This window comes from Paenibacillus sp. GQ49 (assembly GCF_059759055.1).
The window spans coordinates 365961-377611 of record NZ_JCAXEL010000003.1 but is presented as its reverse complement, the minus strand read 5'-3'; the positions used below and the strand labels follow the sequence as shown (position 1 = coordinate 377611).

The window sequence follows — 11651 nt, the reverse complement described above, 5'->3', positions numbered from 1 at the left end:
ATGCTAGAACCATCTACACTTTTATTTCAAAGAAAAACCCCTCCGCCAACCAACCTTACGGTGCGGAGAGGCCTTCTCATGTTCTTGCTCATTGTTGCATTCGTATTATTGTGCGTCTACACGCGACATCACTGTAGTCACCAGACGCTCGATCCGGCTTTCCGCATCTTCCAAATTCTCTCCACGCACGGCGAAGTATACTTTGATCTTCGGTTCTGTTCCTGAAGGACGCAAGCAGAACCATGAACCGTCTGCCAAAATGAACTTCAGTACGTTCTCCTTCGGAAGACCGTCCAGACCAAGGGAGTAGTCCAGTACATCTTGTACCGCAATTCCCGCTACTTCTTGTGGCGGATTGGAACGCCAGTCCGTCATTTTGGCTTGAATCTGAGCTACGCCGTCTTTGCCTTTCAGCGTACGGGCCTCCAGCTTCTCCAAGAAGTATCCGAATTGGTTGTACAGCTCTTGCAAGACATCATAGAGCGTCTTGCCTTGACTCTTATAATACGCAGCTGCTTCAGCAATCAGCATCGAGGCAAGGACAGCATCCTTGTCACGGGCATAGTTGCCAGAAAGGTAGCCATAACTCTCTTCATATCCGAACAAGAATGTATGACTGCCTGTTGCTTCGAACTGGTTCATTTTTTCACCGATATATTTGAAGCCTGTCAGTGTGTTCATCACTTCTGCACCGTAATGTTCAGCAATAACAGCACCCATCTCACTTGTTACGATTGTTTTCACAACCGCACCGTTACTTGGCAGTGTTCCGGTCTCTTGCAGGCGACTGAGCAGGTAATGTACCATAATGGCACCAGACTGGTTACCGGACAAGACGAAATATTTGCCATCGTTGTCTTTCACGACAGCACCCATACGGTCTGCATCCGGATCTGTTCCGATCAGAATATCAGCACCAACAGATTCCCCCAACTTCATTGCGAGGGTAAACGCTTCGCGTTCTTCCGGGTTAGGGGATTTCACGGTAGAGAACTCAGCATCCGGCTGTTCTTGTTCGGCTACAATATGCACTTGCTCGAATCCGATCTGCTCCAGCACGCGACGTACAGGGATGTTACCTGTTCCGTGTAGCGGTGTGTAAACGATTTTGAAATCACGGCCAATGCCGGATTGGATCAGTTCGCGACTGAGACTGCGACTTGCTACGGTATCCACAAATGCTTGATCTTGGTCTTCACCCAACCAGATCAAGAGCCCCTGAGCTTCTGCTTCTTCTTGCGTCAGTTTCTTCACGTCAGCTAGGGAAGGCACTTCCTGGATGTACTGAATGACTTTTTCCGCTTCAGCCGGTACCAATTGACCGCCCTCATGATTGTAGACTTTATAGCCGTTATATTCCGGTGGGTTATGGCTCGCTGTTACAACGATTCCGCCAGTTGCCTTCTGATTACGCACCGCAAATGACAACTCAGGAGTTGAACGCAGGGATGGGAACAGCTTGGCTACAATGCCGTTTCCAGCTAGTACAAGCGCAGCATCCAGTGTGAATTCAGGTGAGAAATGACGGGAATCATGAGCAATGACAACAGAAGGTTTGCCTTCTTGGTCACCATGCTGTTCAAGCAAATAACGCGCAAATCCTTGCGTTGCCCGACCTACGGTGTAACGGTTCATCCGGTTGCTTCCGGCACCAATGACTCCGCGCAATCCCCCTGTACCAAACTCCAGGTTTCTGTAAAAACGTTCCTCCAGCTCTTTCGGCTGATCCTGCAAGTCACGAAGCTCTTGTTTCGTTGCTTCATCAATCGAAGCATCCTCCAACCATTGCTGCAACGTCTCTGCTGCTGCTGTGCTTAACTGTTCCATTCCGATAAACCCCTTCCGTCTATATAAATTCAGGTGTGCTGAGTTACTTCAGCATCTTGCATCATTCCGGTCCGTCTACGTTCCTGCATGATGTCAATGCTCACGTATATAATCAGCTTGGGTCAGACAGTGCAAACATGATCTCGCCTTCAGCGACCACTTTGTCGTTCACTCGGGCAGTTGCTTTACCTTTACCAATAGGACCCTTCAGACGTGTAATCTCCACTTCCAGAATCAACGTATCTCCGGGCACAACTTGTCCACGGAATCGGAAGTTGTCCAGTCCCGCCAAAAAGCCGATTTTTCCTTTGTTGCCTTCCAAATTCAGAATGGCTACTGCACCAACTTGCGCCAGCGCTTCTGTAATCAGTACACCCGGCATTACCGGATACTCTGGGAAATGACCAATGAAGAAAGGTTCGTTAATGGTTACGTTTTTCAGACCAACGGCACGTTTGCCATCCTCAATCTCTAGAATTTTGTCCACCAGCAAAAACGGGGGGCGATGCGGGATGATTTCTTGGATCTGTTTAATATCGAGCACAGTGTAATCTCCTCTCAGGATGTTTATATGAGCGTTCTTCATCATGGATTTTTCATGTGCGCATAGGTGACCGTTACGGTTACGGATCGTTCTTTCGATCGCTGTTGTTTCCTAATGTTTCTGAACTATTTTTCAGATGGATAACATTCGGAAACAAAGGCGAGCGCTTCGCTTCTTTCGAACGATTCCGTTCCCTTCACTGACTTTAGTGCGGACATGGAAAACCTGATTATGATCAAGTCGAAGCTCATATAAAAGGTTTTTAATTTTTAAATTTTGTATGGAAAGCATATTTTCGGTTAACACTAGTTATATCCTTCATGACTGCAGTAGTGAAGGTTAAGATAAGGGGTCTCTCTTCGCGATGACAAATGTCTTTCGCAGGGGAGGCCTCTTTTGTGACGTCAAACGTCATCCATCATTATACTGTTTTCAACGTCAAAAAGAAAACTCCTGCCTGCGCAGGAGTTTTCGCTTAACTCGTTACATTATGGAGCGAACACCAGATTATATACATGTTCCCATGTACTCCATTGCCATACGGAACCGATATCCTGTTTGCCCAGTACCACATATCCAGCTACCATTCCGCCAGCGAGGGCAAGAACAAGCAGGACCGGAACCAGGAACCATCTTGCGATGCGCCATCCACTCTTCTTCTTCTTGACTTCCTTTTTCTCCGGCTTACTGTTCTGCTGCTGTGTTTCTGTCATCACATTCACCTTTTACGCTCTCATATTGTTGGCAAGTCCCAACATGGAATCACTTGAAGTTAGCGCCTTTGCCGCCAGCTGATATGTCCGCTGTCCTTGCATAAGCAAAGACATCTCCTGTGTCATATCAACATTGGATTGCTCCAGAAATCCTGGACGGATCAAGGCCGCTGCTTGACGTGTAGCTGCATTAGCGCCAAATACATCATCTTCGGTTAATCCCGCATCCAGACCAAACAGGTTATCCGCAAACTGCACCAGCCCCTCAGGACGTTCAATGTCTACCACTTGCAGCTGTGCTCCAATGGTTGCGTTTGCCGCATTACCGCGTCGGATTAACAGGTTGCCATTTTCATCAAAAGCAACTTTGCTATTATTCGGTGCCGTAATACGATTGCCTTGACGATCCAGGGCAAAGTGGCCTTCGCCATTGACCATCACCATCATATCAGGTGAATTCGGAGTAGGCTTAGGTCTTGTATCAGGTACAAAATGAAATGCACCCTGACGTGTCCACATTTTCTCCCCATTCGCTTCAACTGCAAACATCGCATTTCCTTCAATGGCCAGATCGGTCGGAAGACCAGTCTCGTTCAAGGGGCCTTGAGACATATCCTTCGTTACATCTGCCAAACGAGCACCAAAACCGAGGTTATATCCCATCGGTGTGGAACGTCCATCCAGTTTGTACTTGTCCGGTTGTTGTTGAACCCGGGTCAGCACATCCTCGAAGGCCGCTTGTTTGCTCTTATAGCCTGCCGTATTCACGTTGGCAATATTATCGGAAATGACATCCAGGCGCTGCTGTATCGCAGTCATGGACACCTTGGCACTAATCATGGAATTATTCATTGGTGGTATACCCTCCCTTGTGTCCTGTCCACCCTCCCAAACCCTCCCTAGTAGGGAGGGCCCCAGATGGCGCTGCCCTCTGGACTCCCGAAACAGGCGGATTAGGTAAGTGGGGTACGATCTTGCTAAGTGGCGGTGGTGTGTATGCGCCGCGACTGCCCGACTATGATTCCCGCCATCGTTTCACAAGGCTGAATCATAGCACGGCACGCTCTTTATGCTGCGTGTAGCTCCGCGGGGTCTCTTCCTTGCTTTGCTTCGCAAAGGGCTGTTGAGACCGTCGCTGCGCTCAGGTATTGCCACGCATTCCTCGCATAGGCTCGGATGCGTTTAGGTTCTAGCGCTCCGCGGGGTCTCTTCCTTGCTTTGCTTCGCAAAGGGCTGTCGAGACCGTCGCTACGCTCAGGTACTGCTACTCATTCCTCGCATAGGCTCGGCTGCGTCTAGGCTTTTGCGCTCCGCGGGGTCTCTTCCTTGCTTTGCTTCGCAAAGGACTGTCGAGACCGTCGCTGCGCTCAGGTATTGCCACGCATTCCTCGCATAGCTCGGTTGCGTGTGGTTTGCGCTTCGCGTGAGCCTCTCTGCTTTGCTGCGCAAAGGGCGTTTGGCTCTCCGCTGCGCGGTTATATTTAAACGTCGGCGTTATACACGCCCGACTTCATTGACGGCTTTATCCAGACTGCGGTCGTAGAATTGTACGATCTTCTGGTTTGCTTCATACGCACGGAATGCGGCGTTCATATCAACCGTTGCCTGTGAAGCATCAACATTCGAGCCTTCCAGGTACCCCTGACGGATCTGCACATTATCACCAGCAGCCATCATCCGGGCCGTTGCCCCGTTTGCATCGCTGAGACTGAAATTGCCATTACCTTGACGAACCAGTTGATTCGGCTGGTCAATGACACTAATGCCAAGAGTAACCCCTGTTGGTGCACCCGTTGCTGCATCTACCAAACGGCCTTGCTCATCCACTTTAAATTGCTCCACAGAACCTGTCAACACTACAGGTTGTCCATTATTATCCAACACTTGTGAACCTGTTGAACTCAGCAATTGTCCCGTTCCAGTGATCTCGAAGTGACCATCGCGTGTATATCCGGTGTTACCTTCTGCATCCTGAACTGTAAAATACGCCTGAGGCTGGTAAGTCACCGTGCCGTCGGCCCGTACAAATTTGCCTGATGCGTCAAACGGGATAGGTTGTCCAGTCTGCGGATCATTGACCGTCATATTGGATGAAATGGAAAAATCATTTTTCTGCCCAGTCTCCATTATGGTCCCCTGCAAATTCATGGACAAACTCTCTTCCGCGAACACCCCCGTGTTCAGCTTGCCCAGCCGCTTTGTTGGAAGATTTGCATCTCCGCCTACCAAAGTAATGAGCATTTCCGGGAAGGAACGGCTTACGCTGTTCACCTGTTTGTATCCCGTGGTGTTCATATTTACGATATTCTGTGTTGCTGTGTCATGGCGGCGTTGTTGCGTAATCATTCCCGCAGTAGCGGTGTACAGACCTCTTAACATGAATTAACCCCTCTCCTCAAGCGCTTGACCTGCATCACAGGTTGGCTGCTTGTCCGTTCTGCTTTCCGAGCATGGCGAACCTTTGCTATTTATATCGGCAGATTAGAACTTTTTCTTAACCACCTGATCCAAATTATTAAGCATTATGCCTGTCCCCTTCACGACACAGTGCATTGGATCTTCCGCAACCCATACCGGTACATGCAATTCATTGGACAAAAGCTCGTCCAGTCCGTTCAGCAATGCACCTCCGCCAGTCAATACAACACCACGGTCGATGATGTCCGCTGACAATTCAGGCGGTGTACGTTCCAATACCGATTTGGCTGCCACGATGATGGATTGTACGGAATCCCACAGCGCTTCCTGTACTTCTTTTCCCGATACCGTTACGGTAACTGGCAGACCGGATACCATATCGCGCCCGCGAATATCCATCTCCGTTTGCCCTCCATCCGGGTGCACGGAACCAATCGCAATTTTAAGATCTTCAGCGGTCCGTTCTCCAATCATGAGCTTGTACTTGGCTTTGATAAACTTGATAATGGCTTCGTCGAACTTGTCCCCTGCAACTTTAATAGAAGAGGCGGTGACCACGTCGCCCATAGAAAGGACTGCAACGTCAGTCGTACCGCCGCCGATATCCACGACCATATTGCCGCTCGGCTGAAAAATATCCATTCCCGCACCGATCGCTGCCGCTTTCGGCTCTTCTTCCAGAAACACTTCTTTGGCACCGCTGCGTTCTGCGGCCTCACGGATGGCCTTCTGCTCCACGGAAGTAATGTTCGTTGGTGCACAGATCAAAATCCGAGGGTGGCTGTACCAGCTTCTTGCACCCACACGATTAATGAAATGTCTGAGCATCGCTTCTGTAATCTCGAAGTCCGCAATAACGCCGTCACGCAGCGGTCTAATGGCAACAATGTTACCTGGAGTACGCCCCACCATACGACGCGCTTCTTCCCCAACAGCAAGGACACGCTTCGTATCTCTTTCAATGGTCACGACGGAAGGTTCATCGAGGACAACCCCACTTCCTTTCACGTGAATAAGCACGTTGGCCGTGCCAAGATCAATACCGATATCCTTGCTAAACATAAAAGAGCCCCCAAAGTGATATTATTTGGTCAGCGTATCCTGTGAAAAAGAGTCCCTTATCACGTCACCGCTCGTTCGACAAAGTGCAACATATATATGTAAAAATCGGGCTGATAAGATGTCATAATTCGATCCTGTACCAGCTTTTAACATATCATACTTCAGGGGAGGGATTCAATGCATGTGTGAGCTTTTTGGCCTACGTCTTTGTGAAGATGCTTACGATTTGGCGGAAGCCAACACCTCACGTTTCTTGCCACTCGTTTTTTTGTATTTAATTTTGGTCGCTTCACCGCCCCGCAAATGGCGGATCGACTTGTGATACTCCAAAATGTGTTTCACCTGGTCAGCAAGATCAGGGTTGATTTCCGGCAGACGCTCCGTCAGATCCTTATGCACAGTACTCTTTGACACGCCGAATTCCTTGGCAATGGTACGGACCGTATTCCTCGTCTCAACAATGCAGCGACCAATTTTGATGGTCCGTTCCTTGATGTAATCGTGCACGCTCCCGCCTCCCTACTGTGTGGATAGTTTGGTACATTATATGAGGAGCATGCCTATATATTCGCGGTTTAGAGGTGTGACAAGCTTCGAAGGTCCCATTATTTTCTGAAAAGCACAAAAAGAGCAGAGGTTCAACCCTCTGCCCATCATGTTGCTGCGGTAAAATTCATTTATTTTTCCGGAAGATATCCTTGCGGGTTAACCGGCTGTCCGTCTTCGTACACTTCAAAGTGAAGATGGTTGCCAAGCGTTTTACCCAATTCATTGACGCCAGCGGATGCAATCGCATCTCCCTGTTTCACTTCGTCGTCCTGTTTCACTTTGACGTCTGCCAGGCTTTGGTATACGGTCTTCAGGTTATCGCTGTGTGTGATTTCCACAACCTGACCTGTGAGCGGATTTTGCTCAACCCGGGTAACTTTACCGGCGAGTGCTGCTTTGACTTCAAACGTTTTGTTATCCCCACGTGCCAGATCAACACCCGTGTTCGGGATGAATGTATCATTGTACTGCACCATTGCCGCTTCATGTTCCTCGGTTGAAGCTTCGCTATCATAGAAAGGTTTTACTACCGAAATTTCGGACGGTACCGCTACCGGCCATACAAAATTCTCCGACTTTGCAACAACTTCCACACTTTCTTCTTCTCCACCTACTGCTGTTCCTTCTGTACCCGCCGATGCGCCTGTTTCTACTACCCCGCTAGCAGGGTCCGAGTTTAGCGTTTTGTCGCCTGTGCCCTGATAGACCCACACTAAGGTTAGTATAATGCCTGCTGCTGCGATGTAGGCTGCCGGGAAGACCCAGCGTTTGGACATTGCTCTTTTCCATGAAGAGGGCTGGCTAGCCGGTACTCCTTGAGTTGTTTTAGGAGTTTCTTCTTGGTTTGTTTTTTTGTTTTGTTCATTCATGTTAATCACCTCAGTAACAAGTGTTACCGGGTGCAACTCTTTTATACACGCGCGACTCTAATTATTTTCACGGAGGTTTCAGAGAGTGCTATATATGTGAAGGGTGAGTGGTTAGTGCGTGCGCCGCTTCGGGGCCAGAAAACCTTTCGACCGGCTGTTATCCCCGGATTTCCTGATTATTTCTCCCAATGGAGAAATCCGGTGATAAAGGCGGACGCTTCGCTTCTACAGGTCTTTTCTGTCCCCTGCGCTCCCCATACGCTAGCACTCTCCGCATATATAGCCGAATCTCGAAAGCTCCGGAATGGGTGGTTGGTAGACTGGTCTGGATTGGTGTAGAGGCCAGTCCTTCTATGAAGTCCATTTATCGGCGAGAGCGAAATGATATAGGATGTGACTGGATACCGGCCAACTAAGGCTTTCCTGACGTCCTCATGCGTCAAAGCATCTATCTATCCATCCGTGTTCATCTCTCCTACTTCGATGCAAGCATCTTGGATGCCTGTCCGAATGAAATGCCGGTATAGTAGTGTTTGAGAATCTGGGTGGCCGTGTGTCCCTCCTGCGCCATGCCGTTTGCTCCCCATTGGCTCATGCCAACCCCATGACCGTACCCGTACGTTGTAATCTGGATTTCGTCACCTGTGGTCTTCCAACTGAACTGGCTGGATCTTAGTCCAAGCAGTTTGCGAACTTCGGGTCCGCTGAATGTCTCACCTGCAATCTGCATTTCCTTAATCCGATGCCCTTTAGTTGTAGACAATACTTCCATCCACGATCCACCCTTCTGAGCGGTAACCGGAATGGCATCCAAGTTTAACTTCTGCAGAATCTCATTACGCTTCAAGGTAACGGTCTGCTTGAATCCTGGTGCCAGTTTTTTGTCCCACGGACTGTCTACACTTTGCAGATACGGCACAGCGTTCCCCCATACATCCTCCGCATTCTCGGTATACCCATTACTTGTGGAAAAAAAGGATGCGGTGATCGCCTTGCCCTGATATGTCATCACCGTATCTCGACTTTCGCGTACAGCCTGTTGCAGCTTCTCCCATTCCTTCGCCTTCCCTAGACGCGTCCAATCCGCTTTCACCTGATCTGGCGGAATAAACACCTGATGGCTGACTGTATCCGTCACATCCGCCGCACCCGACGGAACACCGCTTGTATCACTCGCAGCTAACCTACGTACGATAAATGTACGAGCTGCTATTGCCTGCGCCTTTAACGCCTCCAGTCTGAATTCCGCCGGCATCTCAGCTGCCACAACCCCGGTAACATAGTCTTCCAGTGGCAGATTCATCGTTGTGCCCGTTGCAGACAGGTATACGCGTACTTTAGGTTCAGGGTACGTAATAGGAACGGCTGGCGCAGGAGCTGGGGTTCTTGTACTGCTTGAATCTGTTGGAGCAGGGAGCGGCTTTGGTGCTTCGCTTGTCCGCGGCCATACCAGAATTACCGGAATCAGCAACGCCATTGCCAATAAGGCAGATACAGCGGCGGCAGGTTGCCATCGCTTCGTATTGCGTCCCCATCGGGGTTTTCGTCCAAATGTCCGCATTCGGCGACGCTTCACTCGGCGGAATTGGTCCAGCTCAATAACAGGTATATGAATGTGCTCGGTTGTCTTTCGGTTCAACTCATCTGTCGAAACCCGTCCTGGATTGGAGAAACTTGCAGGCTGTGATGGAACAGTCCTCAGGTTCAATGGTGCAGGCTTGTCTTTTTCCACTCCAGAAACGGTATTTCCCTCCGGCTCTTGCATACCTGGACGAGGGACAAGGGGTACCTTTACCTGTACACGAGCTTCTTTCATTTGAATATAACCCTCCGTTATCTATGGCCGGTCATGTGCCGGTCGTGTTGTTCAAATCCATAGTTTAGGTTATGAGCTGGCTTGATCTGATAGAACCTGATTTAAGAGAAACGAGGCCCTTTTCGTTCAGTTCAATCTCCTGTTTTCTTTTGCTATGTACATCTTAGAAACGTTGATCTGTCGCTGAATACCGGTAATTAACTGCAGTCGACACCCTATATAAAGTACGCTCTTTCATTTGGTTCAGAATCGATACAGAATACGATGTTATGCTATACAAGTTAGGACCAGCTATTAATAGAATCAGGTATCAAATATCTCGTCATCTTCCTAAAAGTAAACACAAAAAAAGCCAAGCCAGATGGCTTAGCTTTATCATTTTTTACAATATACGTTCCATCGCATTCATAATCCACACAACCGTGTGACTCATAATCGAGGGACCATATTTTTTCTATTCAATCCAGTGTTAAGCCAAAGTTGGTTGCACCTTAAACATAGGTACTTCTTTCTCCACTTTTTCACTAGGTGCTTTGGTTGCTTCCAGCTTAGGCTCATCAACCGAGATCCGATAGATGTCAGCGCCAAGTCCGTTAAGCTTCTCAGCGAGATGTACATAGCCACGGTCGATGTGATGAACACCGCCCACTTCCGTTGTACCTTCAGCAACAAGACCTGCAATAATGAGTGCGGCACCCGCACGCAGATCGGTAGCCGTTACTTTGGCACCCTTCAGTTTGGCATTACCTGTGATGATGGACGAACGTCCTTCAACTTTGATCTCCGCATTCATCAATTGGAACTCATCCACATGCATGAATCGGTTTTCAAAAACAGTCTCTGTCACGACACTTGTTCCTTCAGATGCAAGCAAAAGTGCCATCATCTGGGATTGCATATCGGTCGGGAATCCTGGGTATGGTAATGTTTTCACATCCACAGCCTTAAGAGGGCGATCTGCGATTACACGCACGCCATTCTCATCCGGTTGGATTGTTACACCCATCTCTTCAAGCTTCGCGATAACGGAGCCTAAATGATCAGAGATTGCACCTTCAATGTACACGTCACCACCAGAAATTGCAGCAGCAGCCATATACGTACCAGCTTCTACCCGATCCGGAATAACGGTGTGTGTAACGCCTTTCAGTTTCTCCACACCTTCAATGCGGATGACTCCAGTACCAGCGCCACGTACGATGGCACCCATTCCATTCAGGAAGTTGGCAAGATCCACAATCTCAGGTTCTTTCGCCGCGTTCTCCAGAACAGTTACACCTTCGGCCAATGTTGCAGCCATCATAATATTTTGAGTGGCACCTACGGAAGCCACATCCAGATAAATTTTCGCGCCACGCAACCGTCCTTGGCTACGAGCTTCGATATAACCTTGGCCCAAGCTTATCTCTGCGCCCATGGCTTCAAAACCTTTCAAATGCTGATCAATAGGCCGTGTACCGATGGCACATCCACCAGGAAGTGAGATTCTTGTATGACCCATTCGAGTCAACAAAGGCCCCATGACCAGGAAAGACGCCCGCATTTTACTTACCCATTCATACGGGGCTTCACAGGAAGTAAGTTTCTCCGCATTTACGGTAATCACTTCGTCCCGGTATGTAACTCCCGCTCCCAGCGATTCCAACACCTTGTTAATCGTCATCACATCGTCTAGAGGAGGCGCGTCAATAATAACGCTTTGTCCTTCTTCCCCTAAGAGAGAGGCAGCGATGATCGGAAGAACAGAATTTTTAGCGCCGCTAACTTTGACACTTCCGGTCAACCTTTTGCCACCGCGGACGATAAATTTGCTCATCATGGTTCCCTCCGCGCTTTTATTCCCTTTTCTTCAT

10 protein-coding genes are annotated in these 11651 nt (G+C 49.0%); all 10 read right to left on the bottom strand.

Going from position 1 to position 11651, the window contains the following annotated elements; genetic code table 11:
* Nucleotides 1–105 precede the first annotated feature (105 nt).
* Nucleotides 106–1827 (bottom strand): phospho-sugar mutase, encoded by a 1722-nt coding sequence (locus AC6CIF_RS08790; RefSeq protein WP_498199093.1) that lies wholly within the window; start codon nucleotides 1825–1827, stop codon nucleotides 106–108.
* Between the two features lie 112 nt (nucleotides 1828–1939).
* Complete coding sequence (gene fabZ, locus AC6CIF_RS08785) at nucleotides 1940–2371, bottom strand: 3-hydroxyacyl-ACP dehydratase FabZ (protein ID WP_498199091.1); 432 nt, start codon at nucleotides 2369–2371, stop codon at nucleotides 1940–1942.
* 488 nt (nucleotides 2372–2859) lie between these two features.
* Nucleotides 2860–3084: a DNA-directed RNA polymerase subunit beta gene (locus AC6CIF_RS08780; RefSeq protein ID WP_017691949.1), complete on the bottom strand. Its 225-nt coding sequence runs from the start codon at nucleotides 3082–3084 to the stop codon at nucleotides 2860–2862.
* A 12-nt stretch (nucleotides 3085–3096) separates the two neighbouring features.
* The gene (locus AC6CIF_RS08775; protein ID WP_340984100.1) at nucleotides 3097–3936 is read right to left on the bottom strand and encodes a flagellar hook-basal body protein; all 840 of its coding nucleotides are present in this window, start codon (nucleotides 3934–3936) and stop codon (nucleotides 3097–3099) included.
* A gap of 642 nt (nucleotides 3937–4578) precedes the next feature.
* On the bottom strand, nucleotides 4579–5463 hold the full coding sequence (locus tag AC6CIF_RS08770; protein WP_498199089.1) for a flagellar hook-basal body protein: 885 nt from the start codon (nucleotides 5461–5463) through the stop codon (nucleotides 4579–4581).
* Between the two features lie 102 nt (nucleotides 5464–5565).
* A complete protein-coding gene (locus AC6CIF_RS08765) occupies nucleotides 5566–6564 on the bottom strand; it encodes a rod shape-determining protein (protein ID WP_076209800.1) in 999 nt (332 codons plus the stop codon).
* Nucleotides 6565–6783: 219 nt separating this feature from the next.
* Nucleotides 6784–7071, bottom strand: a complete 288-nt coding sequence (spoIIID, locus tag AC6CIF_RS08760; protein WP_024632710.1) for a sporulation transcriptional regulator SpoIIID — start codon at nucleotides 7069–7071, stop codon at nucleotides 6784–6786.
* A 170-nt stretch (nucleotides 7072–7241) separates the two neighbouring features.
* Nucleotides 7242–7982 (bottom strand): M23 family metallopeptidase, encoded by a 741-nt coding sequence (locus tag AC6CIF_RS08755; protein ID WP_036667765.1) that lies wholly within the window; start codon nucleotides 7980–7982, stop codon nucleotides 7242–7244.
* Nucleotides 7983–8457: 475 nt separating this feature from the next.
* Nucleotides 8458–9798 carry a stage II sporulation protein D gene (gene spoIID, locus AC6CIF_RS08750; protein ID WP_498199086.1) on the bottom strand — a complete coding sequence of 447 codons (1341 nt, stop codon included), beginning with the start codon at nucleotides 9796–9798 and terminating at the stop codon, nucleotides 8458–8460.
* A 469-nt stretch (nucleotides 9799–10267) separates the two neighbouring features.
* Nucleotides 10268–11614, bottom strand: a complete 1347-nt coding sequence (gene murA, locus AC6CIF_RS08745) for a UDP-N-acetylglucosamine 1-carboxyvinyltransferase (RefSeq protein WP_083656970.1) — start codon at nucleotides 11612–11614, stop codon at nucleotides 10268–10270.
* Nucleotides 11615–11651: the final 37 nt, after the last annotated feature.

Excerpts from the sequence above, each read along its gene's own strand:
- AC6CIF_RS08765 (WP_076209800.1), bottom strand. The coding sequence starts at position 6,564 with ATGTTTAGCAAGGATATCGGTATTGATCTTGGCACGGCCAACGTGCTT.
- AC6CIF_RS08790 (WP_498199093.1), bottom strand. The coding sequence starts at position 1,827 with ATGGAACAGTTAAGCACAGCAGCAGCAGAGACGTTGCAGCAATGGTTG.
- AC6CIF_RS08755 (WP_036667765.1), bottom strand. The coding sequence starts at position 7,982 with ATGAATGAACAAAACAAAAAAACAAACCAAGAAGAAACTCCTAAAACA.
- AC6CIF_RS08770 (WP_498199089.1), bottom strand. The coding sequence starts at position 5,463 with ATGTTAAGAGGTCTGTACACCGCTACTGCGGGAATGATTACGCAACAA.
- AC6CIF_RS08775 (WP_340984100.1), bottom strand. The coding sequence starts at position 3,936 with ATGAATAATTCCATGATTAGTGCCAAGGTGTCCATGACTGCGATACAG.
- AC6CIF_RS08780 (WP_017691949.1), bottom strand. The coding sequence starts at position 3,084 with ATGACAGAAACACAGCAGCAGAACAGTAAGCCGGAGAAAAAGGAAGTC.
- murA (WP_083656970.1), bottom strand. The coding sequence starts at position 11,614 with ATGAGCAAATTTATCGTCCGCGGTGGCAAAAGGTTGACCGGAAGTGTC.
- spoIID (WP_498199086.1), bottom strand. The coding sequence starts at position 9,798 with ATGAAAGAAGCTCGTGTACAGGTAAAGGTACCCCTTGTCCCTCGTCCA.